The organism is Candidatus Methylomirabilota bacterium, from assembly GCA_036005065.1.
Classification (GTDB): Bacteria; Methylomirabilota; Methylomirabilia; order Rokubacteriales; family DASRDR01; genus DASYQW01.
In genome coordinates this window covers 1-23974 of record DASYQW010000322.1, presented here as the reverse complement: position 1 = coordinate 23974, position 23974 = coordinate 1, and the positions used below count along the sequence as shown (strand labels likewise).

At 70.9% G+C, this 23974-nt stretch carries 24 protein-coding genes; 7 read left to right on the top strand and 17 right to left on the bottom strand.

Annotated elements, in window-relative coordinates; all coding sequences use genetic code 11:
• The 3 genes from nifJ to VGW35_21765 all read right to left on the bottom strand — a co-directional run.
• Positions 1-3589: pyruvate:ferredoxin (flavodoxin) oxidoreductase (gene nifJ / locus VGW35_21775; protein ID HEV8310303.1), on the bottom strand; the 3589-nt coding region annotated here is incomplete at its 3' end.
• 37 nt (positions 3590-3626) lie between these two features.
• Positions 3627-5303, bottom strand: coding sequence for an NAD-dependent malic enzyme (locus VGW35_21770; protein ID HEV8310302.1), 1677 nt, complete (start codon positions 5301-5303; stop codon positions 3627-3629).
• Between the two features lie 407 nt (positions 5304-5710).
• Positions 5711-5923: a hypothetical protein gene (locus VGW35_21765; protein ID HEV8310301.1), complete on the bottom strand. Its 213-nt coding sequence runs from the start codon at positions 5921-5923 to the stop codon at positions 5711-5713.
• A gap of 347 nt (positions 5924-6270) precedes the next feature.
• On the opposite strand from VGW35_21765, the gene VGW35_21760 reads away from it, so the two are divergent.
• From VGW35_21760 to VGW35_21750, 3 genes are read left to right on the top strand one after another with little or no spacing between them, the layout of a single operon-like run.
• The gene (locus VGW35_21760) at positions 6271-7455 is read left to right on the top strand and encodes a Re/Si-specific NAD(P)(+) transhydrogenase subunit alpha (protein ID HEV8310300.1); all 1185 of its coding nucleotides are present in this window, start codon (positions 6271-6273) and stop codon (positions 7453-7455) included.
• A gap of 23 nt (positions 7456-7478) precedes the next feature.
• Positions 7479-7772: an NAD(P) transhydrogenase subunit alpha gene (locus VGW35_21755; GenBank protein ID HEV8310299.1), complete on the top strand. Its 294-nt coding sequence runs from the start codon at positions 7479-7481 to the stop codon at positions 7770-7772.
• Positions 7773-7774: 2 nt separating this feature from the next.
• The gene (locus tag VGW35_21750) at positions 7775-9160 is read left to right on the top strand and encodes an NAD(P)(+) transhydrogenase (Re/Si-specific) subunit beta (protein HEV8310298.1); all 1386 of its coding nucleotides are present in this window, start codon (positions 7775-7777) and stop codon (positions 9158-9160) included.
• 166 nt (positions 9161-9326) lie between these two features.
• Here VGW35_21750 and VGW35_21745 read toward each other — a convergent pair whose 3' ends face one another.
• From VGW35_21745 to VGW35_21710, 8 genes are all read right to left on the bottom strand, one after another.
• On the bottom strand, positions 9327-9764 hold the full coding sequence (locus tag VGW35_21745) for a VOC family protein (GenBank protein ID HEV8310297.1): 438 nt from the start codon (positions 9762-9764) through the stop codon (positions 9327-9329).
• The gene (locus VGW35_21740; protein ID HEV8310296.1) at positions 9761-10345 is read right to left on the bottom strand and encodes a hemerythrin domain-containing protein; all 585 of its coding nucleotides are present in this window, start codon (positions 10343-10345) and stop codon (positions 9761-9763) included. Before VGW35_21740 ends, VGW35_21745 begins: the two co-directional genes overlap by 4 nt.
• 17 nt (positions 10346-10362) lie before the next feature.
• Positions 10363-11208, bottom strand: a complete 846-nt coding sequence (locus VGW35_21735) for an amidohydrolase family protein (GenBank protein ID HEV8310295.1) — start codon at positions 11206-11208, stop codon at positions 10363-10365.
• The gene (locus VGW35_21730; protein HEV8310294.1) at positions 11205-12014 is read right to left on the bottom strand and encodes an acyl-CoA dehydratase activase; all 810 of its coding nucleotides are present in this window, start codon (positions 12012-12014) and stop codon (positions 11205-11207) included. The genes VGW35_21735 and VGW35_21730 overlap by 4 nt, the downstream gene beginning before the upstream one ends.
• Before the next feature lie 3 nt (positions 12015-12017).
• A complete protein-coding gene (locus VGW35_21725; protein HEV8310293.1) occupies positions 12018-12842 on the bottom strand; it encodes an acyl-CoA dehydratase activase in 825 nt (274 codons plus the stop codon).
• Between the two features lie 106 nt (positions 12843-12948).
• Complete coding sequence (locus tag VGW35_21720; GenBank protein ID HEV8310292.1) at positions 12949-14217, bottom strand: 2-hydroxyacyl-CoA dehydratase family protein; 1269 nt, start codon at positions 14215-14217, stop codon at positions 12949-12951.
• Between the two features lie 12 nt (positions 14218-14229).
• Positions 14230-15384, bottom strand: coding sequence for a 2-hydroxyacyl-CoA dehydratase (locus VGW35_21715; protein HEV8310291.1), 1155 nt, complete (start codon positions 15382-15384; stop codon positions 14230-14232).
• Positions 15374-16000, bottom strand: coding sequence for a TetR/AcrR family transcriptional regulator (locus tag VGW35_21710; GenBank protein HEV8310290.1), 627 nt, complete (start codon positions 15998-16000; stop codon positions 15374-15376). The genes VGW35_21715 and VGW35_21710 overlap by 11 nt, the downstream gene beginning before the upstream one ends.
• Positions 16001-16451: 451 nt before the next feature.
• Between VGW35_21710 and VGW35_21705 the strand changes: the two genes are divergently transcribed.
• The 3 genes from VGW35_21705 to VGW35_21695 all read left to right on the top strand — a co-directional run bounded on the left by VGW35_21705 (position 16452) and on the right by VGW35_21695 (position 17914).
• A complete protein-coding gene (locus tag VGW35_21705) occupies positions 16452-16691 on the top strand; it encodes a helix-turn-helix domain-containing protein (protein HEV8310289.1) in 240 nt (79 codons plus the stop codon).
• On the top strand, positions 16688-16990 hold the full coding sequence (locus VGW35_21700) for a hypothetical protein (GenBank protein ID HEV8310288.1): 303 nt from the start codon (positions 16688-16690) through the stop codon (positions 16988-16990). The genes VGW35_21705 and VGW35_21700 overlap by 4 nt, the downstream gene beginning before the upstream one ends.
• Before the next feature lie 162 nt (positions 16991-17152).
• The gene (locus VGW35_21695; protein ID HEV8310287.1) at positions 17153-17914 is read left to right on the top strand and encodes a 3-oxoacyl-ACP reductase family protein; all 762 of its coding nucleotides are present in this window, start codon (positions 17153-17155) and stop codon (positions 17912-17914) included.
• Here VGW35_21695 and VGW35_21690 read toward each other — a convergent pair.
• The 6 genes from VGW35_21690 to VGW35_21665 form a co-directional block, all read right to left on the bottom strand.
• Complete coding sequence (locus tag VGW35_21690; GenBank protein HEV8310286.1) at positions 17875-18186, bottom strand: hypothetical protein; 312 nt, start codon at positions 18184-18186, stop codon at positions 17875-17877. The genes VGW35_21695 and VGW35_21690 overlap by 40 nt on opposite strands.
• Positions 18187-18319: 133 nt before the next feature.
• Positions 18320-19015 carry a LuxR C-terminal-related transcriptional regulator gene (locus VGW35_21685; protein HEV8310285.1) on the bottom strand — a complete coding sequence of 232 codons (696 nt, stop codon included), beginning with the start codon at positions 19013-19015 and terminating at the stop codon, positions 18320-18322.
• Complete coding sequence (locus VGW35_21680; GenBank protein ID HEV8310284.1) at positions 19012-20121, bottom strand: TIGR04053 family radical SAM/SPASM domain-containing protein; 1110 nt, start codon at positions 20119-20121, stop codon at positions 19012-19014. Before VGW35_21680 ends, VGW35_21685 begins: the two co-directional genes overlap by 4 nt.
• Before the next feature lie 13 nt (positions 20122-20134).
• Positions 20135-21451, bottom strand: a complete 1317-nt coding sequence (locus VGW35_21675; protein HEV8310283.1) for a citrate synthase — start codon at positions 21449-21451, stop codon at positions 20135-20137.
• A gap of 4 nt (positions 21452-21455) precedes the next feature.
• Entirely contained in the window at positions 21456-22355 is a 900-nt protein-coding gene (locus VGW35_21670; protein ID HEV8310282.1) for a universal stress protein, read from the bottom strand.
• Between the two features lie 49 nt (positions 22356-22404).
• Positions 22405-23130, bottom strand: coding sequence for a universal stress protein (locus VGW35_21665; GenBank protein HEV8310281.1), 726 nt, complete (start codon positions 23128-23130; stop codon positions 22405-22407).
• Between the two features lie 443 nt (positions 23131-23573).
• Here VGW35_21665 and VGW35_21660 point away from each other — a divergent pair, with 443 nt between their 5' ends.
• Positions 23574-23966 (top strand): hypothetical protein, encoded by a 393-nt coding sequence (locus VGW35_21660; protein ID HEV8310280.1) that lies wholly within the window; start codon positions 23574-23576, stop codon positions 23964-23966.
• The last annotated feature ends 8 nt before the right edge of the window (positions 23967-23974 follow it).

Here is a 23974-nt window from a genome sequence, read left to right as displayed (position 1 = left end):
CGCCATCCGGCGCGGTCTCCGGCGTGCCGACTGACCCGCCGGCCGGCATGCTCGCCCAGTGCTCGTAGAGCCGCCAGCGCGCGGCCACGTCGTCCTGAGCCTGCTCCAGCAACGCCTTGGCCGCCGCCGCGTCGCTGTGGGCCAGCATCGTGTAACGCGTCTCGTTGTACGCGTACTTCTTGAGCGGTAGGCTGGGTGCTTTCGAGTCGAGCTGGAGCGGGTTCTTGCCCTCGGCCACGAGGGCCGGGTTGTAGCGGAACAGCGGCCAGTGGCCGGCCAGCACGGCGGCCTTCTGCTGGTCCAGCCCGAAACGGAGGTCATAGCCGTGCGCGATGCAGGGGCTGTAGGCGAGGATGAGCGACGGACCCGGGAACGCCTCCGCCTCCCGGAAGGCCTTGAGAGTCTGGGCATCGCTGCCGCCCATCGCGACCCGCGCCACGTAGGCCGTGCCGTTGGTCATGGCCATGAGCGCCAGGTCCTTCTTGGCTGTCGGCTTGCCCCCGGCGGCGAACTTGGCGACCGCGCCGCGGGGCGTCGCCTTCGACATCTGGCCGCCCGTGTTGGAGTAGACCTCGGTGTCGAGGACGAGCACGTTGACTTTGCGGCCGGACGCCAGGACGTGGTCCAGCCCGCCGAAGCCGATGTCGTAGGCCCAGCCGTCGCCCCCGATGATCCAGACGCTCTTGTGGACGAGCACGTCGGCCAGGCCGAGTAGGTCGCGAGCCTCGGGGGTGTCCAGGTCTTCCAGCCGCTCCCGGAGCCGGCTCACGCGCTGTCGCTGCGCTTCGATACCGGCCTCGGTCGACTGGTCGGCCTCGAGCAACGCGCGCGCCAGCTCGTCGCCGATCGTCCCCGAGAGCCGTGCGAGCAGTTCGCGGGCGTACCGGAGCTGCGTGTCGAGGGCCACCCGCATCCCGAGACCGAACTCGGCGTTGTCCTCGAAGAGCGAATTGGACCACGCCGGACCCCGCCCCTGGCGGTTCGCGGTCCACGGCGTGGTCGGCTGGCTTCCTCCGTAGATCGAGGAGCATCCCGTCGCGTTGGCAATGATCGCCCGGTCGCCGAAGAGCTGGCTCACGAGCTTGATGTAGGGCGTCTCCCCGCAGCCCGCGCAGGCCCCGGAGAACTCGAATAGCGGCTCGAGGAGCTGGACGTCCTTGACCTGGCTCAGGTTCAGGGCGTGCCGGTCGGGGTCGGCCAGCTCCAGGAAGAACCGCCAGTTGCCGGCTTCCCGCTCGCGGATCGGGGCCTGCGGCCCCATGTTGATGGCCTTATGCCGCACCTCGCTCTTGCTCTTGGCCGGGCAGACCTCGACGCACAGGCCGCATCCCGTGCAGTCCTCGGGGGCGACCTGGAGGACGTAGCGTCGATCCGCGAATTCCCGCCACCGGGCCGGGGCCGACCTGAACCCCGCCGGCGCCCCGGCCAGCGTCTCGGCCGGGCAGACCTTCGCCCGGATCACGGCGTGCGGACAGACGAGGACGCACTTTCCGCACTGGATGCAGAGGTCGGCGTCCCACACCGGAATCTCGAGCGCGATGTTGCGCTTCTCCCAGCGCGTCGTCCCGCTCGGATAGGTCCCGTCGACCGGCAGCGCGCTGACCGGCAGCCGGTCCCCGTCGCCGGCGATCATCGCCGCCGTCACCGTCCGGACGTAGACCGGCGCCTCGGCGGGCACCGGCGGCCGCCGACCGACCCGGCCGGTGACCTGCCCGGGGACCGCCACCTCGTGGAGGTGATCGAGCGTGCTGTCGACCGCCGCGAAGTTCTTCCGCACGACGGCCTCCCCGCGCTTGCCGTAGGTCCTCTCGATGGCGCGCTTGATCGCCGTGATGGCCTCGGCCCGGGGCAGGACGCCGCTGATCGCGAAGAAGCAGGTCTGCATGACCGTGTTGATCCGTCCCCCCATGCCGGTCTCCCGCGCCACGCGGACCGCGTCGATCACGAAGAGCCGGAGGCGCTTGGCGACGATCTCGACCTGCACCGGTCCCGGGAGGTGGTCCCACACCTCGGCCGGTCCGTAGGGGCTGTTCAGGAGGAAGGTGGCCCCAGCCTCGGCCGCGCCCAGCACGTCCAGCCGCTCGAGGAGCGAGAACTGATGGCAGGCGACGAAGGTCGCCCGGGTCACGAGGTACGTCGAGTGGATCGGCCGGGGACCGAAGCGGAGGTGCGAGATCGTGACCGAGCCCGACTTCTTCGAGTCGTAGACGAAGTACCCCTGGGCGTGGTTCGGGGTCTCCTCCCCGATGATTTTGATCGAGTTCTTGTTGGCCCCCACCGTCCCGTCGGCCCCCAGGCCGTAGAAAAGCGCGCGCACCGTGTCGGGGGCCTCGGTGGAGAACGCCGGATCGTAGTCCAGGCTGGTGTGGGTGACGTCGTCGTGGATGCCGACGGTGAAGTGGTTCCTCGGCCGGTCGCGGCCCAGCTCGTCGAAGACCGCCTTGACCATGGCCGGCGTGAACTCCTTCGACGAGAGCCCGTAGCGGCCGCCCACGATGCGGGGCAGCGTCCGGAACGGCGCCGTCCCCGCGGCCACCGCCTCGCCCACCGCCGCCGCCACGTCGAGGTACAGGGGCTCGCCCGCGCTCCCGGGCTCCTTGGTCCGGTCGAGCACCGCGAGCGCCCGGACGGTCGACGGGAACGCGGCGACGAGGCGCTCCACCGAGAACGGCCGGTAGAGGCGGACCTTGACGACGCCGACCTTCTCGCCGCGGCCGACCAGGTGCTCGACCGTCTCGACCACTGACTCGGCGCCCGAGCCCATCAGCACGACGATGCGCTCGGCATCCGGGGCGCCCACGTAGTCGAACAGGTGGTACTGCCGCCCCACCAGCCGCGCGAATCGGTCCATCGCGTTCTGGACGATCGTCGGGCAGGCCAGGTAATACGGGTTGGCGGCCTCGCGGGCCTGGAAGTAGATGTCCGGGTTCTGGGCCGTCCCGCGGACGACGGGCCGATCCGGCGAGAGCGCCCGCGCGCGATGCGCCCGGACCAGATCATCGTCGGTCAGGGCCCGCAGGTCGTCCGGCGTCAAGGCCTCGATCTTCGCCACCTCGTGGGAGGTGCGGAAGCCGTCGAAGAAGTGCACGAAGGGCACCCGCGCTTCCAGGGTGGCGGCGTGCGCGATCGCGGCCAGATCCATCGCCTCCTGGACCGAGCAGGACGCCAGCATCGCGAAGCCGGTGGCCCGGGCCGCCATGACGTCGGCGTGGTCGCAGAAGATGGAGAGCGCCTGGGCGGCCAGCGAGCGGGCGGCCACGTGAAAGACCGTGGGCGTCAGCTCGCCGGCGATCCTGTACATGTTCGGGATCATGAGGAGCAAACCCTGGGACGCCGTGAACGTCGTCGCCAGCGACCCGGCCTGCAGCGCCCCATGGAGGGCGCCGGCGGCGCCGCCCTCGCTCTGCATCTCGACTACCGTCGGCACCGTCCCCCAGAGATTCGGCCGACCGTGGGCGGCCCACTGATCCGTCCATTCGCCCATCGCCGAGGCCGGCGTGATGGGGTAGATCGCGATCACCTCGCTGAGCTGATACGCGACCTGCGCGGCCGCCTCATTGCCGTCGAGCGTGACCATCGGACGTCCCATCACAGCCCCTCTCTTCCCCCTCTCTTCGGATTCGGCGTCAGTCCTGGCAGAGCCGCGGATAGCATGGCTTCCACGTCGCGGCGGCGATCGCCGCCGGGATGGCCTCATCGGGAATCGGCCGGCCGAGCCCGGCGTCCCGCGCTTCCCGCACGACGGCCCCTGCGATGGCGAGGGCAACGCGGCGCAGCTCACGGACCGGCGGATAGAGACTCCCGGCCGCCAGGTCCGCGCTCGAGACCTGGTCGGCCAGACACTCGGCGGCCACCCGGCACATCGCGTCGGTGACCTCTCGCGCCTCCGCCACCAGCGCCCCGAGGCCGAGCCCCGGGAAGACCAACGCGTTGTTGCTCTGCCCGATCCGGACTTTGCGGCCCCCGTGGGTCACCGGATCGAACGGGCTCCCGGTCGCGACCAGCGCACGCCCATCCGTCCAGGCCAAGAGGTCGGCTGGCACGGCCTCCGACTGGCTGGTCGGGTTCGAGAGCGGAAGGATCACCGGCCGCTCCGCCGTCACCGCCATGGCCCGCACCGCGGCTTCCGTGAACGCCCCGGCCTGCCCGCAGACGCCGACGAGCGCCGTCGGCTGAAGCGCCCGGATCACCGCCTCGAGCCCGTGCGGTCCGGCGAGGCCGGCAGCGGCGGCCAACGAGGCCGGCCACGCGAAGGGTCGCTGGTAGTGGTCGAGCGCCGGGTCGGGCCGGATCAGCAGGCCGCCGACGTCGACGAGAGCGACCGCCCGGACGAGCGCGCCGCCGGTCACGCCCGCGCGCTCGAGCGCGTCGCGGATCTGCCGGGCGATCCCGATGCCCGCGGCCCCGGCCCCGACGATCACGACGCGCTGGGCGCCGAGCGGTGTCCCGGTGATCCGGGTCCCGGCGATGAGGCCCGCCAGGACGGTGGCCCCGGTTCCCTGGATGTCGTCGTTGAACGACGGCAGCGTCTTACGGTAGCGGTCCAGCAGGTTGAACGCGTTCTGCTTCTTGAAGTCCTCCCACTGGAGCAGCGCGCGCGGGAAGCGCCGCGCGACTGCCATCACGAACTCGTCGACGAGCCGGTCGTATGTCTCGCCGCGTAGCCGCGGGAACGGCCACCCCAGATAGAGGTCGTCCTCGAGCAGTGCCGGATTGTCCGTCCCGACGTCCAGGCTGATCGGCAGGGTCTGGCTGGGATCGATCCCGGCGGCGGCCGTGTAGACGGCCAGCTTGCCGATGGGAATGCCCATGCCGCCGGCACCCTGGTCGCCCAGGCCGAGGATCCGCTCGTTGTCCGTCACCACGATGAGGCGCACGTCGGCGACGGGGGCGTTGGCCAGGAGCTCGTGGACGTGGCCGCGATGGGCCGGTGTGATCCACAGCCCGCGGGCCTGACGGAAGATGTGGCTGAACTCCTGACAGGCGCGGCCGACGGTCGGCGTGTAGACGACCGGCAGGAACTCCTCCAGGTGGTCGCTCAGCACCCGGTAAAAGAGGTGCTCGTTGCGGTCGTGGAGCGCCGCCAGCCCGATGTGCCGCTCGAGCGGGTCGGTCTTCCGGACGATGTTCTCGTACGCGCGCCGGGCCTGCTGCTCCATGGAGCTGACCGCCCACGGCAGGAGGCCCTCGAGCCCGAGGGCGCCACGTTCCTCTCGGCTGAACGCGCTGCCTTTGTTGTACATGGGCTGCCGCAGGAGTTGCGGGCCCCGGTATGGAACCTTCTCGACGCGGTACAGCTCCATCACCCGATCTTGACCCTAGCCCCAGGCCGGTTCGCCGAAACGCCCGCTGTCCCCAATCGGCGGTTCCTCCCTGTCCCATAGGTGTTCGCACCCGCGCGTCGACCGGGTATTGCGACACGGTCAGAGCAAGGAAAGGGCCAAGAGGATTTCGGCCGAAGGACTCACGGCAGCAATCGGGACGGGAGCCCCGGGTGGGCCCCGGGAGGCGTCGACTTTCTCCACAGGTTCGAGCGGATGGACTGCTCCGGTGGTCGTCCGAAGACGCCGACGTTCCGGCTGAACAGCTCGGCCACCCGTGGGCCTTTCGAGTCCCACATGGGGTGGCGCTGCCCCAGCGTGCCCGGACGGGCGCCCCACCCCTCGGGGCGCCGGGGCAGCGCTGTCCCAGGGCGCGGGCTGCGGGTGGCTCAGGCGGCGCGGGCCGGAGCCACGGCGGGAGCCGGGAGTGTCAGGCCCTCGATCCCGAGGCGGCGGGCGGAAACCAGCAGCCAAACGTAACTGGCCGCGCTCTCTTCCGACACTCCGAGCGCCGCCGCCAGTTCCGACACCGACATGCTTCCGCGGGTCGGCAGACAGCTCGCAACCTCGCACTCGAGCTCGTCCAGCCAGCCAGGTATCATGGCATTCCCCCTGCACGAAGAGCCGCTCCGGGGTCGGGCACTTCCCGTCACCCCGTGAAGAAATGCTCGGCAAGCAACACGATGGCCAAGTCGCGACCGACGCGCGGAGCCACCCGGGTCCGCGCGAGCCCTCGGGGGCCAGCCTCGACTCGTGGCATACGCCTCCTCCTCCAGCGTCCCAATACTACTTTTCAGCATGGTCGTCATGAGCCGTTCGACGGATCTTCGGGAGCCAATCGCCCTAGCCGAGGCTCCCTACACACCGAGGCTCCCGCGCTTGACGGCTCGACGCCCGGGCGCTAGCGTTGCCCACCTGGGACCGTTCTCGTGACCGAGGAGGTGGACGCATGATATTCGGCGTGCCCAAGGAGACGTTCCCCGGCGAGCGCCGGGTGGCGCTGGTACCCGGCGTCCTGCCGGGGCTGGCCAAGGCGGGCCACGAGGTCCTCCTGGAGCGGGGCGCGGGCGAGGCCGCCTTCTACCCCGACCAGGCCTTCGTCGAGAAGGGCGGCCGCATCGCCGCTGCGCGGGCCGAGGTGTTCGGCTCGGCCGACGTGATGCTCCAGGTCCTGGCCCACGGCGCCAACGACAAGACGGGGCGCGCGGACTTGCCCCTGCTCCGGCGCGGTCAGGTGCTGGTGGGCTTCCTCCGAGCGGTGGGCTCTCCGGAGACGGTGCGCGAGGTCGCGGCGACCGGCGCCACGGCCTACGCCGCGGAGCTGATGCCGCGCATCACGCGCGCCCAGAACATGGACGCGCTCTCCTCCATGGCCACCGTGGCGGGTTTCAAGGCCGTGCTGCTGGCCGCCGAGCACCTGCCCCGGATGTTCCCCATGCTCACCACCGCCGCCGGGACGATCCCGCCGGCCCGCGTGCTCGTGGTGGGGGCCGGCGTGGCCGGGCTCCAGGCCATCGCCACCGCCCGCCGGCTCGGCGCCGTGGTCTCGGCCTACGACGTGCGCCCGGCGGTGAAAGAGCAGGTGCAAAGCCTCGGGGCGCGCTTCGTGGAGCTGCCACTCGACACGGCAGCCGCCGAGGACAAGGGCGGCTACGCCCGGGCCCAGGACGAGGCCTTCTACCGGCGGCAGCGGGAGCTCATGGCGCGCGTGGTCGCCGAGAGCGATGTCGTGATCACCACGGCGGTGGTGCCGGGCCGGAAGGCGCCAGTCCTCGTCACCGCCGACATGGTACGCGGCATGACGCGCGGCTCCGTGATCATCGACATGGCGGCCGAGCGCGGCGGCAATTGCGAGCTGACGCGGATGCACGAGACCGTGGTGGAGCACGGGGTGACCATCATCGGCCCGGTGAACCTGGCCAGCAGCATCCCCTACCACGCGAGCCAGCTGTACGCCCGGAACCTGACCGCGTTCCTGCTCCACCTGACCAAGGTGGGGCTGCCCGAGCCCAACCTGGAGGACGAGATCACCCGCGAGACCCTGGTCGCGCGGGGCGGCGAGGTCGTCCACCCGCGCGTGCGCGAGGCGCTGGGACTCCAGCCCCAACCCGCGCCCGCCGCGGCCGGGGTCTGAGCCCCGAGAGGAGGAGGCAGCGGATGACGGCGAACCTCGAGAGTCAGCTGTTCGTGTTCATCCTCGCCACCTTCGTGGGGCTCGAGGTGATCCGGCGCGTGAGCCCCCTGCTCCACACGCCGCTGATGTCGCTCACCAACGCCATCTCGGCCATCTCGCTGGTGGGCTCCATCATCATCGCGGGCGCGGGCAAGAGCGAGCTGAGCACCGTCCTGGGGACGCTGGCCGTGGCCTGCTCCATGGCCAACGTGGTAGGCGGCTTCGTGATCACCGACCGCATGCTCAAGATGTTCAAGCGGCGGGAGCCGGGGAAATAGCGATGGAGACCTACTTCATCCAGGCGACCTACCTGGCGGCGGCGGTCGCCTTCGTTCTGTCGCTGAAGTGGCTGAGCCACCCCACCACCGCCCGTCGCGGGGTGCTGGTGGGGGAGATCGGCATGGCCCTGGCCATCGTGGGGACGCTGGTGCACCACGAGGTCATCTCCTATCGGTGGATCCTGGTGGGCTTCGTGGCGGGCACGGCCGTCGGGCTGCCGCTGGCCGTCTTCATGCCCATGACCCACGTCCCCCAGCGGACCGCGCTGAGCCACGCCTTCGGCGCGTTGGCGGCCGCGCTCGTCGGTACCGCCGAGTACTACCTCCACCCGAGTGAGCTCTCCACCTTCACGATGGCGGTGCTGAGCCTGGAGGTGATCCTGGGCTACCTCACCTTCACCGGAAGCCTCATGGCCTTCGGGAAGCTCCAGGACCTCGTGCCGAGCCGGCCCGTGGTCTACCGGGGCCAGAACGTCGTGAACCTGTCCCTGCTGGGGATCGCCGTCGCGGTGGCGGGCTACCTGGTCCTCGACCCGGCCCGGACCGCGCTCTTCCCCGTCATGTCGGGGCTGGCGCTGCTCTTCGGGGTGCTCCTCATCATCCCCATCGGGGGCGCCGACATGCCGACCGTGATCGCGCTGCTCAACTCCTATGCCGGGCTGTCGGCGTCCATGATGGGCTTCGTGCTGGACAACAAGCTGCTGATCGTGGCCGGAGCGCTGGACGGCTCCTCGGGCTTCATCCTGTCGGTCATCATGTGCCGGGCCATGAACCGGTCCTTTGCCAACGTGCTCTTCGGCGGCTTCGGCCAGGTGCAGGTCTCGGCCGCCCGGGTGGAGCAGCGGTCGGTGCGGAGCGCGAGCCCCGAGGAGGCGGCCGAGATCCTGGGGGCGTCCTCGTCGGTGATCGTGGTGCCGGGCTACGGCATGGCCGTGGCCCAGGCCCAGCACAAGGTGCGCGAGCTCTACGACGCCCTCACCAAGCGCGGCGTGGACGTGAAGTTCGCCATCCACCCGGTGGCCGGACGCATGCCCGGGCACATGAACGTGCTGCTGGCCGAGGCCGACATCCCCTACGAGCGGCTCGTGGAGATGGAGGAGATCAACCCCGACTTCCCGCGGACGGATGTGGTGCTCGTGATCGGCGCCAACGACGTCGTGAACCCGGCGGCCCGGCACGACACGGCGAGCCCCATCTACGGCATGCCGATCCTCGACGTGGACAAGGCCCGCACCGTGATGGTGATCAAGCGCAGCATGGCGCCGGGCTTCGCCGGCATCGAGAACGAGCTCTTCTACCTCGACAAGACCATGATGCTCTTCGGCGACGCCAAGAGCTTCGTGGGCGAGATCGTGAAGGAGCTGGCGGGCAGCCGGGCGGCGGCCTAGGTCTTTTCGGGGGGGTCTCGGAAGACCCCCCCCGATGCCCCCCCTCGGTTGCGGCGGCACAGCCGCCGCTCGGAGCGCCTCTCGATGCACCACGCGCTTGGTGGTCGGCGTCGGATTACTCGGACACACGCCTAGCCGGGATCATTCGCGAGGCGCGGGGAGCCGGTCAGGGCGTGACGGGAGTCCGCTCGCCCAGGAAGAGGAGCACGCCGAAGGCATCCCGCGGGTGGACGAAGGCCTCCCTCCAGCGGCAGCCCTCCAGGACCACGTCCTCGGGATAACTGCGCGGGCCCAGGACCCGGAGGCCGGCCGCCTCGAGCGCCGTCACGGCTTCGTCGAGATCCTCGACCATGAGCGAGAGCTGGTAGAGCCCCTCGCCACGCTTGTCGAGGAAGCGCGCAATCACGTTGCCGGGGCGATACGGCTCCAAGAGCTCAAGGGTGAAGCCGGCCAGCGTGAACGGGACATAGCGGTAGCCGTCGGCGGCCACGTCCTGGATCTCGCCGAACTCCGCGCCGAAGAGCCGCTCGAAAAACGCCCGAGCGGCCCCGAGGTCCCGCACCGCGATCGAGACGCGGTCGACCCGGGCGACCTTGACGCTCACCGCATCGGCTCCGGACCCGACGGGATGGCGTCCTCGAGCCGGTCGAGCGCCGCCAGGAGCTTCTCGTGCACGCCAGGTCCCACCACGCGCCGCTCTACCTCTTCGTAGCGCTTCGCCAGGTCGGCGTGCTCGTCGGCGGTCAGCACGTCGTCGGCCATCGGGAAGAGCACCTCGTTCTCCCGCTGGATGTGGTCGCGCAGGAGTCCCACGTACCGCCGGGCGGCCGCGGCCCGCTCGGCCGCCGGGGCCGGGCTCGAAAGGGTCCCGAGGTAGCCGCGCCCTTCCACGTGGTCCTCGAGGAAGACGGCGAGCGGTTCCCCCACCCCCTTCGCCCGCAGCGCCGGGAAGAGCTGGTCCTCCTCCTTTCCGTGGTGGCACCGGTCGGCGAACGTCCGGATCAGCTCCACGAGCTCGGCCAGTGCCGGCTCGCTCAGCGGCTGCCCGGCGGCCAGCCGCTCGCCCGCCCGCTCGAGGATCGCGAGGGCGCGCAGGATGGCCTCGTGCTCGTGACGGAGCTCCGCGGTCGCCGGGCCGACGTGGCTGGCGACACCTCGCCTGGTGGCGGCGCGGCAGGAACACATGGGGACCTCCTCTCGGTTCAGAGCCGGAAGACCTTGCGGGCCGTCTCCCGCAGGAGCCACGCCCGAGCGTCCTCCTTCAGCGACAACGCGTCGATCTGGGTCAGCGCGTCGGCGTGTCGGAGGACGGGATAGTCGGTGCCGAAGAGGACCTTGCCCACCCCTCGCGAGCTGAGGAAGCGGACCAGGGCCGGGTCCCAATACCTCGGCGCGTGGGCCGAGGTGCCGATGTAGACGTTGGGGTGCTTCCAGGCCAGGGCCACCAGCTCCTCGACCCAGGGCCAGCCGGTGTGGGCGGCCACGATCCGGAGCTCGGGGAAGTAGAGCGCCACGTCGTCGAGGAGAAGCGGCCGCCCGAGGGCGCTCGGCATGGATTCGGCCGAGTGGCCCACCTGGACGACGAGCGGCACGTCGAGCTCGACACACTTGGCATAGAACGGGTAGTAGGCGGCGGCGTTCAGGGGAAGGCCGAAGCCGTAGGGGTGGAGGTGGGCGCCGACGAACCTCTGGCGCCGCACGGCCTCCTCCAGCTCGCGGACGCCGCCCATCCGGCTCCAGGGGTCGATCCCGTAGAGGCCGGCGATCCGGTCCGGCGCGGCCTCGCAGAGCTCCGCCACGTCTCGGACCGCGACGTCCCAGATGAGGCGCTGCGTCCGGAACGAGCGCATCTTGGCGGCGGGGACGAGGACCGTCTCCACGCCGGCCTCGTCCATGAGGCCCAGAAACTCCTTGGGGGAGTGGCCCTTGAGACGGTCCTCCATCCGCCACCACCGGAATACCTCGCGCAGCTCCTCCTGATCCTCGAAGCACGCCCGGATTCCCTCCGGCGTGAAGAGGTTGCACCAGTAGTCGACGACGCCGATCATGGTCGTCCTCCCGTCGCGATCGTCGCGAGCTTGCGATACCGCTGAAGGCCGAGGAGCGCGGCCCCGAGCGCCGTCGTGAACTGAGGTGACTCCGGCACGTGGACGGGCACCCTGAGCTTCTCCCGCAGGGCGACGACCATGCCCTCCTGCTGGGCGACGCCGCCGATGAAGGCCACCGCCCCGTCGAGCCCGACCCGCTTGAGCAGCGACAGGGCCCGATCCGCCAGCGAGTCGTGGATCCCCCGGAGGATGCTCTCCACCGTCGCGCCATCCGAGACGTGGTTGATGATCTCGGACTCCGCCAGCACGGCGCAGACGCTCGAGATCGGCCGGGACTTGGCGGCGCGCAGGGAGAGCGGCCCGATGTCGGTGATCGTGACCTCGAGGTACTTGGCCGCCCGCTCGAGGAAACCGCCCGAGCCGGCCGCGCACTTCTCGTTCATGTGGAACTCTTTCACCTTGCCGCCGTCCCGCAGCTTGATCGCGCGCGAGCACTGGGCGCCGATGTCGAGGACGTAGCGGCTCTCGGGGCACAGCGCGGCGGCGCCGCGGGCGCCGCAGGTGAGGTCCGTGATCTGGATGTCGCGGAACGGGATGGCGTACCGCCCGAGCCCCGTCGTCGCCACGTAGCCGACGTCCCCGCCCGTCGGACCCGCGTCGAGCCGGGCGGCCTCCAGCGTCTCGCGGGCGACCTTCGCGAAGTCGACCTTGGTGCGGATCGAGCCGCGCCCCCGCACCGCCCCCTGCTCGTCGACGAGGACGCACTTCGTCGTTCCCGACCCGAGGTCGACCCCGGCCACCAGCATGGCTCAGCTCCTGCCCGCGACCGCGGGGGCTCGGTCGCCCGCGGCCGCCGCCTGGGCGCGCTCGAGGGCGAAGAGGGCCGCGCCGAGGGCGCCCATGTAATGCCCCTCGTCGCTCACGTTGAGGGGCCGGCCCAGCACGGCTTCCAGCGCCCGCACCATGCCGATGTTGCGCGAGACGCCTCCGGTGAAGGTCACCTCGTCCTCGACGCCCACCCGACGGACGAGCGACATCGTGCGAGTGGCGATGGCCTTGTGGACGCCGCCGAGGATGTCCTCCACCGTCTTTCGCTGGGCGAGGTACGACATGATGTCGGACTCGACGAACACCGTGCAGACCGAGGTCAGGCGCACGGGGACCTTGGCCTGGAGCGCCAGGGGACCGATCTCGTCGAGGCTGACCCCGGTGACGTCGGCCGCCGCCGACAGGAAGCGCCCGGTCCCGGCCGCGCACTTGTCGTTCATCGCGAAATCGAGGACGGATCCATCGGGCCCGGTCTTGATCGCCTTGGTATCCTGTCCCCCCATGTCGATGACCGTCCGCGTGCGGGGAAACAGGGTCTGGGCCCCCCGCGCGTGGCAGGTGATCTCGGTGATCTGGGCCTCCCCGAACGTGACCTTGTAGCGGCCGTAGCCCGTGCCCACGACATAGCCGACGGCCTCCCGAGGGAGCCCGGCGCTCTCGCAGGCGCGCAGGAACGCATTCTCCGCCGCCCGCGTGACGTTCGCGCCCGTGGTGATCAGCGACCGCGCGACGATCGCCCGTGACTCGTCGACGATCACCGCCTTGGTCTGGGTGGATCCCACGTCGACCCCGGCGCCGAAGATCATGTCGGCCTCCTTCGGGGAGCCAGACGGGCGAGCGTGACCTCGAGCAGGTCGGGACCGGCGACACGCGGGTCGCAGTAGACGGGGATCCGTTCCACGCGCATCGCCGTCACCGCGCGCCCGCCACGAGCTTCTTGTGCTCGAGCGCCTCGAAGAAGGCGTCGATGCGGTTCCGGAGCTGGGCCTCCGCGTAGTAGCGGGGATCCTCCAGATCCGACTCGACCAGGAGCGTGGGAACCCCGAGCTCGCGCGTGAAGTACTCCCGCATGTCGCCCTGCCCCGCGGAGAAGAGCCGGCACGACTTGATCGAGTGGATGACGAGGGCGTCGGCGTCCCATTCCTCGACGTAGCGCTTGATCTGCCCGTACCGAGCCACGATCGTCCGGTTGGTCAGGTTCTCCCGGAGCATTTGCTCGGCGATGGACTCGAGCGGGCGGCGCGGGTCGTGGCGGAAGCCCCACTCCCAGATCCCGCCCACCGTGGAGTAGGTGGAGGCAACCGCCACCGCGCCCCACCGGGTGAAGAGGTTCCGGAAGTTCTTGTAGTAGGGGTAGGGCGGCGGGCCCTCGACGACGGTCCGGAACCGTTCCTCGGTCAGGGGCGAGAGCCCCTGGGCGACCAGCCCCTCGAACTCGGCGACCGCCTCGTCGAAGAACTCGGCCGCCTCCCGGGTGCCCCGGAGCACGTTGATGGGGCCCATCATGTTGATGGCGTCGAAGTAGGCGTCGAACGGCGCCGGGCGCGCCTTGCAGAGCTCCTTGCAGCGGGCGTAGCCCTCCTCGGCCCGGGCGGCCTCACCGAGGATCTCCCGCAGCTCGTCGATGTCGAACCGCCGGCCGCTCACCTCCTCACAGAGCGCGATGAGCTCCTCGAGCTGACTCACCACGTAACGGATGTCGGCGGCGGTCGGCTCGGCGGTCCGGGCGAAGGGAACATCGAGCATGAAGAGCTTCGAGCCGCTGAGGTCGGCGAGATGCTCGAACCACTTGACGTAGACGTTGCAGCCCACGTAGTTGCACACGGTGATGGTCGGGAACGGGATCGGCTTGCCCGGTCCCATCCCGCCGTCCAGGAAGAGGCCGATGTCGGCCTTCACGTAGGCGCAGTTGTCGCTCGAGTAGCCCGCCTGCTCGGCCTTGAGGATGAGCGGGAGCGACTTGTGCCGGATCGCGTTCTGGAGCGCCGTCACCTCCGGGAACATCGGGAGGACGTGGCAAGCTCGCAGAAGCTCCACGCAGTTCCCCGAGATCATCAGGGCGCCGGTCGGCCGGCGCTCCGTCTCGGCGCGGCCCAGCTCGGCCATCCAGGCCGACATGAGCTGTCGGGAGCGCTCGTGGACCCGCCCCTGGTACCGCCGCTCGGTGACTGGCGCCGTCATGGTCGAGCCTCCTCAGGCGAACAGCATCGACTCGACGAACGTCTCGATCTCGTTGCGAGTGCGCTCGAAGGTCCACATCTTCTCTTCGAACTCCACGAGCAGGTGGGGGATGCCCGCCCGCTCCAGCCCCTGCTTCATCAGCACGTAGTCGAACAGGGCTGGCTCGCAGAACTTGGCCGGCATGAAGACGACCGCGTCGGCCCGCGCCCGCCGCACCTTCTCGATGAGGCCGGCGGCACGATGGACGCGTCCCTCGTGCCGGGTGGAGGAGGGCACCGAGCGGTCGACATAGGCGGCGCCGAGCCGCTCGAAGGGATCACCGGGCCCGGCGACGGCGCCGGTGAACCAGCGCCAGCCCAGCAGGAGGTCGTCCTCGACCACGTAGCAGCCGGCCTCCTCCAGCATCTCCAGGAGGCCGAGCGGCGGCTGCTCGCAGAAGGCCCCCTCGACCACCACCCGCAGCCGGTCCCGCGGCCGGCCCGGCCGGCCGACGAGCTCCGCGAACAGGGTGTCCAGCCAGGCGATGCTCTCCTCGGGCGGGACGAGCGTCGCGGCCCGCAGCACGACGTACAGCTCGGTCGTCGAGAGCTTCTGCGGCTCCTCGATGCGGAAGGTGTAGAGCGCGCGCAGGCGGGCCCGGAGCTCGTCGTAGGTCTCGAGGCTCTTCGTCAGCGCGGTCGGCGTCACCACCACGTCGAATGCGCGCTCGAGCGCGGCGGCCAGGCGCCGCAGCTCGTCGGCCGTGTAGGCGGCGACGGCCGGGGAGGTGGAGTTCTGGGGCAGGTGCAGATACTCCACGAAGACGTCCGGGAAGTTGCGCCGGTAGATGCTGGCCAGGTTGCGCGCGACGTCGCAGATATTCGAGAAGACGAAGCCGTCGACACCCTGGAGCAGGCCCTGGAAGCCCAGCTCGAGGCTCGACTTCGCGATGGAGCAGACGAAGGACTGGAAGCGCGCGTCGGCGTGCGTCAGCTCGACGGAGGTACCGCCCCCCAGGAGCGCCAGCGGCAGCATCCCCGCCGCATGGATCACCTCGGCGGGCGCCCAGACGGGGTAGGCCGCGATGGCCCGGCTGCCCGGGTGCTCCGCCTTCCACCGCCGCGCCACCGCCCCCGGGGGCTCGGCCCCGAGCTCGCGGCAGCGGTCGAGGATCTGCTCAAGCGTCATGCTTGCCTCCCGGGAATGCCGCCGGAGCGCCGCCACGATCCGCCGAGCGCTCCAGGAATCCGTACAGGAAGAGCGCCGCGACCTCGGCGGCCAGGGCGCGCACGTCCCTGCCGGGACGCAGGAACGGTCGGGTCGCGATTCCGTTCAGCATGCCGAGGAGGAGGTTGGTGGCCGACAGTAGCTCGTCGCCCGAGCGGCCGTGCGGGTCCAGGTGGCGGAGGACCTGGAGGCCTCGCCCGAGGTACGCCTGGCGCTTCGCCGTGATCTCGGAGCGCCGTGGCTCGGAAAGGAGCTCGTAGTCTCGGTTGATGATCTTGAGCGCCGCCGGCTGGTGAAGGCCGAAGTCGAGATGGGTCTGGACGAGCGCCAGGATCTTCGTCTCCGGCGCCCGGGCCCGGGCCAGGGCCGCCTCCAGCTGGGCCAAGAGGCGGTCGAGCGACCGGTCGAGGACGAGGAAGAGGATCTCTTCTTTGCCGCCGACGTAGTGGTAGAGCCCGGCCGGCGAGAGCCCGGCCGTTCGTGCGATCTCCCGCGTCGACGCCTGAGGGAACCCACGCCGCGCGATCACGTCGCAGGCCGCCGTGAGGATGTCCTCGTACCGCGCTTCGATCGTCATCCTGAACACCCCACCGATCATGCGTTCGAGCGCCCCTACGATAGAGCGCTCGGTCGGCCGTTTGAATCCACCGCCTGCCTCATTTTCATGAGGCAGCCGACTCAGGCCACCCTCGCCCGCCGGTCGGGCGCGCTCCAGGCTGAGGCGACCGCACCGGGAAAGTGAGGCGAACGGCGGATTGCCGTCCGGGCCCGGCCGGGCGTCAGCTAGACGCCGCTCGCGAGGGACTCTACCTGGCGGACGTTTCCCGGGCCCGGCATCGAGGCAGTCGTCATCTCGGGGGTCATCGCGGCCGACGACATCGGCACCGGGTACGCGAGCGACGGGGCGGCGGCCAGGGCTCTGGGCGCGGCCTGACGGCTCATGCGCGACTCACTGAGCTCGTCTGCTCACGAAATTGAGGCGGTTGCCCCATGGACTTTCTCAGCCCGATGGCGCGCAATGCGTGCAAATGACGACGACCGGCGCAAGCGAGACGACGACCCGCCGATACCTGACCCGGTCGGACGTCGCCCGGCTCTTGGAGGTTTCCCCGGCGACGATCGCGCGCTGGACCCGGGCGGGGAAGCTCCCCTTCGTCCTGACGCTCGGCGGCCAGCGCCGCTACCCGCGCGAGCGGATCACCGAGCTGATGCGGGAGGGCGCCCAGCCGCACGCCGAGCCCCTGGCTCGTGAAAGGAGCAGGCCATGAACGTCCCGCTCGTCCTTACCGCCATCATCCTGATCGCGGTCGTCTACGTCCTGCTGCCGGTCGCGGCCGATGAATTCGCGCATTTCCGGAGGCCGCGACGGCTCCGTTGCCCCGAGACCGGGGCCGACGCGGAAGTGGGTGTCGACGCCCGCCACGCGGCGTGGACCGCGCTCTTCCGGCACCCCGTCGCGCGCGTGAGCACCTGCTCGCTCTGGCCCGGGCGCCGGGGGTGCGCGCAGGCGTGCGTGAAGGGGGCCGACGTGCCGGCGCCGCCGGCGTCCCGCGCCGTCGTCGGGTAAGGCGGCTCGATCTGACCGAGTCCGGATGCGGAAGCGCGGCGGCCGATGAGCGGCGGCCGACTGATCCGTTCCGAGCTCGACGGCGAGGTGGCCCGCATCACGCTCGCGCGGTCGCCGCTCAAACATCCTCACCATCCCGATGAGGGAGGAGGAGACATCGCCATGAGGCTCGCGGGGAAGACCGCGTTCGTGACCGGCGCCGGCCGAGGGATCGGCCGGGCCATCGCCCTGGCGCTGGCCCGCGAGGGGTGTCAGGTGGCGATCGCCGACATCCTCGCCGATGAGGCGCGGGACGTCGCCGCCGAGGTCGAGGCCCTGGGGATCAAGGCCCTCGCCTTCCCGGTAAATCTCACCCGGCGGACCGAGGTCGAGGGCGCCGTCTTCGAAGCCTTGGCCCAGTTCGGCCAGCTCGACATCCTCGTGAACAACGCCGGCTGGGACCGCCTGGCGCTCTTCCTCGACTCGGAGGCAGAGCTGTGGGACCGCCTGATCGCGATCAACTTCAAGGCGGTCCTCTACACCGCGAAGGCCGTGCTCCCGCACATGGTGGCCCGCGGCGCCGGAAAGGTCATCAACATCGCCTCCGACGCGGGGCGCGTCGGATCGAGCGGCGAGGCGGTCTACTCCGGGACGAAAGGCGCCGTGATCGCCTTCTCCAAGGCGCTGGCCCAAGAGATGGCGCGCTACCGGATCACCGTGAACGTGGTCTGCCCAGGACTCACGGAGACGCCGCTGCTTCAGTCCCTCCGCGAGCACTCACCGCAGGCGGAGAAGATTCTCAGCGCCGTCACCCGAGTCATCCCGCTCGGGCGGGTGGCGACATCCGAGGAGATCGCCGCGGCCGTCGTCTTCCTGGCTGCCCCCGAGGCGGACTTCATCACCGGTCAGACGCTCAGCGTGAGCGGCGGCTTGACGATGTGTTGACGAGCCCCGACCCGATCGAGGCAGGGCATCCCGCAGGTGGGGACGCTCGGGTCGGCGAACGCGGTGCACGACATCACGCACATCGCCTCCCGCCCATCGACGGTCAGGTAGCGTACGACCACGTTCCGACCGCGCCACGGGCAGTAGAAGCGACGCGTCGTCGTCCAGACCCGCATCGTCCGCGGCAGGAACACGGTGGCGATGACCAGGATGAGTCCCACCGCCAGCGCGAGGAGAAGCGCGGTGAACCAGGGCAATATCTCGTCGGCCATCTGACTCCCCTCCCCCCGAGCCCCGCGGGAGCGCTCAGCCCGGCGCCGCGCCGGGTCATGCCCGAACGCCATGCATCGGCGGCGCTCCGGCTGGTCCGTCTCTGCCGCACCCGAGGCGCCCGTCGTCGCCGGCCTAGCGTCCCCGTGATCCGCCGGGTGAGCCCTCGGGGCCGAGCAGGCCGTGGCGCATGGCGTACGCGGCCGCCTCGAGCCGGCTGTGGACCCCCAGCTTCCCCAGGATGTTCTGGACGTGGTTCCGCACGGTGGCGGGGCTCACGTGGAGCCGCTCCGCCATGGCCCTGGTGTTGGCGCCGCCCGTCATCAGGCGCAGGATCTCGAGCTCCCGCCGGGTGAGCTGCGTCGCCGCGGCGCTGTCCGCCGAGGGCGGTGCCGCCTGCGCCAGCCGCTCGCGGACGAGGGCTTCGATCTCGTGGACGGCGGTGACGTCGCGGAAGAGGTGGACGGTGGTGGCAAGCTCGCGGCGGGCGCCCTGGACGACCAGGATGCTGATATCGAGCCAGACCGGCTTCCCGGCCTTGGTCCGGGTCGCCATGTCGAAGTGCTGAATGGGCTCCCCGCGTGTCACCAGCGCCATCACGTGGCACCCCTGGTAGCAGAGTCGGTTGCCCGCGCCGTCCAGGCCGACGAAGACCTCGCAGCAGGGCCGGCCCAGCACCTCACGGGCCGTGTAGCCGAGCATCTTCTCCGCCGCCCTGTTCCACAGCACGACCCGGCCGCCGCCGTTCACGGCGCACACGCCGTCAGCCGTGTTGCCGAGGAGGGTGTCGAGCTCCAGGGCGTCCGCCTGCCGACCGCCCGGGGACGTCATCCCGCCACCCCTGCGACCGCGGCCCGCCGCCGCTCCGGCTCGTAGGCGCAGAGCGGGTCCTCCCCGAAGGGATCGCCCGAGGCCGCGTAGGCCCGGGCCCGCGAGCCGCCGCAGACCTCACGGAACTCGCACCGCCCGCAGCGGCCGCCGAAGCGCCCCGGCTCGCGCAGCCGCCGGAACAGCGGCGCCTCGCGGTAGAGCTCGACGGGGTGCGTGACGCGCACGTTCCCCGCCGCCAGGGGGAGGAATCCCGACGGGTGGATGTCTCCGGTGTGGGAGACGAACAGGATGCCGTTGCCGTCCCGGATCCCGAAGCCGCGACGGATGGGCGCGCGCCGGATCTCCTCGCGCCCAGCGGCCCCGGCCCGCATTCGCTGGAGCGCGACGCGCCGGTAGTGGGGGGCCTCCGTCGTCGTGATGACGAAGGGGCTCCGGCGCGACTGCCGCCAGAGCCACGCGAGCAGCCGCTCGCACGCCGCGGACGTGAGCTGTCGGAGCACCCGCCCGCGCCCGACCTGAATCAGGAAGAACAGGCTCCAGCGCGCGGCCCCCAGGCGACCCACGAGCCCGAAGATCCGCGGGAGGTCGCCCAGGGTCTCGGCGCTGACGAGGCTGTTCACCTGCACGACGAGGCCTGCGTCGACGGCGGCGCGGGCCGCCGCCACCGTCCGCGCGAAGCAGCCGGGGACGCCGCGGAACCCGTCGTGACGGGCCGGGTCGGAGCCGTCGAGGCTGAGGGAGAGGGCGTGGGCGCCGGCGCGCGGGAGCCGGCGGACCACCTCTGGTGTGAGGGCCCGCGTGCCGCTGGGGGCCACGGCGAGGTCGAGGCCGAGAGCCGCGCCGTGCTCGAGGAGCTCCCAGAAGTCGGGGCGCTTGAGCGGATCCCCGCCGGTGAGGACCAGCCGGGGCCCGGGGCTGCCGGACTCCTGGAGGGCCTCGAGGAGCCGCCGCCCCTCCGAGAGACTCAACTCGCGGAGGTCGCGGCAGGGATTCGCCTCGGCCCGGCAGTGGCGGCAGGCGAGGTCACACGCCCGCGTGAGCTCCCAGTACACGCGCAGCGGCGTCCGGTCGAAGACGTATGACCCGCCCGCAGCCGAGTGTCCCACGCCACCACCCGCGTCAAGGGGAGTCCAGCTCGCCTTCGTCCGGCTCCCGCTTTTCCAGCGGGGCGAAGTCCCGCCGGCCGGCTCCCACGTAGAGCTGGCGCGGGCGGGCGATCTTCTGCTCCGGGTCGCCGAGCATCTCCAGCCACTGGGCGAGCCACCCGCTGGTGCGGGGGATGGCGAACAGGACCGGGAATATCTCGACCGGGAAGCCCATGGCCTGATAGATCAAGCCCGAGTAGAAGTCCACGTTCGGGTAGAGCTTCCGCGTGACGAAGTACGAGTCGTCCAGCGCGATCCGCTCGAGCTCGAGCGCGATGGGCAGGAGCGGGTTCGGCTTCGTCACCGCGAAGACCTCGTCCGCGAGCTGCTTGATGATGGTGGCCCGAGGGTCGTAGCTCTTGTAGACGCGGTGCCCGAACCCCATGAGCCGCCCCTCGCCCGCCTTCACCCGCCGGATGAACGCCGGGACGTGCTCGACCGAGCCGATCTCCCCGAGCATCCGCAGCACGGCCTCGTTGGCGCCGCCGTGGAGCGGCCCGTAGAGGGCGGCCACGCCGGCCGCCAGCGCGCAGTAGGGGTCCACCCGGGACGAGGCGACGCTCCGCACGGCGTTCGTCGAGCAGTTCTGCTCGTGGTCGGCGTGGAGGATGAACAGCACGTCCAGGGCCCGCTCCAGCACCGGGTTCGGGCGGTACTGCACCTCCGTGGTCTTGAACAGCATGTTCAGGAAGTTGCCGGTGTACGAGAGCTCGTTGTCCGGGTAGGCGTATGGCATCCCCAGGCTGTGCCGGTAGCTGAAGGCGGCCAGCGTCGGCATCTTGGCGATGAGCCGGGTCACCTGGAGCCGCCGGTTGTCCGCGTCGGTCATGTTCTTGGCCTCGGGGTAGAACGTCGAGAGGGCGGCCACGGCGGAGACCAGCATCCCCATCGGGTGGGCATCATGGTGGAAGCCGTCCAGGAACTTCTTGAGGTTCTCGTGGATCCACGTGTGGTGCGTGATCTCCCAGCGCCAGGCGTCGAGCTTCGCGCCCCCGGGCAGTTCGCCGTGGATGAGGAGGTACGCCGTCTCGAGATAGGTGGACTGCTCGGCGATCTGCTCGATGGGGTAGCCGCGGTATCGGAGAATCCCGCGCTCGCCGTCGATGAACGTGATGGCGCTCCGGCAGGAGGCCGTGTTCATGAACGCTGGGTCGTAGGCGACCAGCCCGAAGTCGTCCGGACCGGTCTTGATCTGACGGAAGTCCGTGGCCCGGATCGCCCCCTGCGCGATCGGGATCTCGTAGCGCTTCCCGGTCCGGTTGTCCGTGACGCTGAGGTTCTCGGTCGCCATGATCTCACCCTCCTGCCGCGCTGGGTGGGCGCGGCGTTCGACCCTCGGCGGGAGCCTTCCAGATGAGGACGGGGACCGACGCCTCCCGCAAGACTCGCTCGGCCACGCTCCCGAGGAAGAAGCGGCCGAGGCCGCTCCGACCGTGGGTGCTCATGGCGATCAGGCTTGCCCCGGCATCGCGGGCGTAGCGGAGGATGACGTCGACCGCCGGTCCTTCGCGGACCGCCCACTGAGCCCGGAGCCCTTTGTCCTCGAGCGGCACCGCCACCTTGGCCAGACGGGTCTCGGCATCCCTGGTCGCGAGCCGAAGGATCTCCCCCGCGTGTCGGGACGAGATCTCCACGGTGGCGTAGCCAGGAAGCGGCTCGACGGCGTGGAGCAGGTCGATGGTCCAGTCGAAGGGCCCGGCCAGCCGCTCCACGACGGGCAGGATCCCTTCGGACAGCTCCGACCCGTCCAGAGGCACCAGGATTCGCCCGATTGTGCCGGGCGGCGGCGCGAACTCGCCCCGCACGAGCAGGACAGGCACCGGCGCCTTCCGGACCAGGCTCTCGGCGACGCTCCCGAACAGGAGCCGGGTCAGCCCGCCTCGGCCGTGCGTGCTCATGGCGATCAGGTCGACCCCGTTGAAGCGCGCGGCGTCGACGATCGCCCGATCCGGCGCGTCGTACCAGACCTTCCACGCGACGCCAGCCAGCCCCCGTAGCCGGAGACCGCGAGCTATCCCCTCCAGGTAGGCCTCGGCCTCTTCCTGAGCCCGGACCGCGACTTCGGCCGAGTCCCGGGAGCGGAGCGCGCGCACGAGGAGCACGTCGGCCTCGTAGTCGCGGGCCAGCGCTTCGGCCAGTGGCAGGATCGCCTCGGACAACCGGGAGCCGTCGAGCGGGACGAGAACGCGATTCACGGTCGTACCTCCCCGGAGGGGCGCCCCTCCGCCTCGAGTTCGGAAGCCCTCACGCCTTCGGGCTGTACAGCGGCAGCGGCGGCTCCCACTGCCGCCGGAACGCCGCATCCGCGCACTGGCGCCTACAGTCGATCGCGGTCGGCGGGTCGAAGGCGCTACAGCTCCGCACCGCGACGGCCACGGCGAATCCCGGGAGCCCGCGCTCGACGAACTCCACTTCCACGTCACGGCGGCGCGAGGCGCACCAGAAGCGGCGGCGCACCACGCGCCCCCGGACGCCGGCCGGTGCCCGGCCGGCGTCCGCCTCCGCCCGCTCGGACTTCGCACCGACCAGCTCCTCACCGTGCTCCATCAGGAGAACCGGAACGGGGGCGGCCCGGACCACCCGCTCGGCCACACTCCCCATGACGAGGCGTCGGAGCCCCGTGCGCCGGTGCGTCGCCATCGCGATGAGGTCGATCCTGCCGCTCTTGGCCTCCCACAGGATCTCGTCGGCCGGGTCGCCGAAGCGGACCGCGAGCTCGACATCGACGTCGGACACCGCCGCCGCCGCCTCGGTGAGGTAGGCGCGGACGTCCTGCGCGACCCGCGCCGCGACTTGGTCGGCGTACGCCAGCACTCGGCCATCCGGGGCCACCGTGGCCCGGACCGGCGCCGTGACGTGGAGGAGGTGGAGCGTGGCCCGTTCGGCCCGCGCCAGCTCGGCGGCATGGAACAACGCCACTTCGCTCCCCGGCGATCCGTCGAGCGGAACCAGAATCCTCTTGCGACGCATGGCTCACTCCTGCGCGCCCGACAGGCGCGCCGTGTTGCCCTCTCGCTCTGCACGGGCGGCTGAGCGTGCGACCATTCCGCGAGACTCAGCCGGCCCGTCGCGATCGAAGCGCAACTGCCTGGCCACGCAGGAGCAACGCCTGTGCCACGAACGGGTTCGTCGACGCCCGAGGCCGTCAAGGACCCTTTCGGCAGGAAGTTCAGGACATTCCGCGGGGCGACCCGGCGGATCGCCGTTCCGCACGAGGCGGAAGGGCGAGCTGGCCTGCGGCATCCGCGCCCCACACGAGGCAAGCATTCCACAGCCGCAGCCGGCGAGGCCGACGCCGAATCCCTCGGCGCTCATTGCGGAGGGCCACGAGCGGCGACCTCGCTTTCAGGGCCATGCTTCCCGATCAGAGTTGGCACAGCCGGTGCACCTCCCCTGATCGGAGGTGGTGAGCCATGACCCTGGATTACCTGGCGACGTCCGTCGTGCTCCTGGTGTTCGGGCCGCCCTTGATCATCGCGGTGACCGTAGTCACCCTGTGCGCGGTGGGCCTGTTCCTGGCCGACGGCCCCCGGCGTGTCTGGAAGACCTTCCGCTGCCCGATCAAGGAGCGGAAGGTTAGCGTGGAGTTCGCCGTCCCGGCGGGTGCGACCCGACCCTCGGGGGTGGCCTCCTGCAGCGCGTTTCCCGATCCCACCCGGGTTCCTTGCGCCAAGGCTTGCCTCGAGATGGCAGAGGTCCGCTGGACGCCGCCCGTAAGCGTCCTGGCCCGGTCAGGGCTGAGCGCGGGGGGCGCCGCGCCGAGTGGGAGACCGACCCCCGAGCCCGCGGTCGAGACCGCTGCCTGAGCGGGATA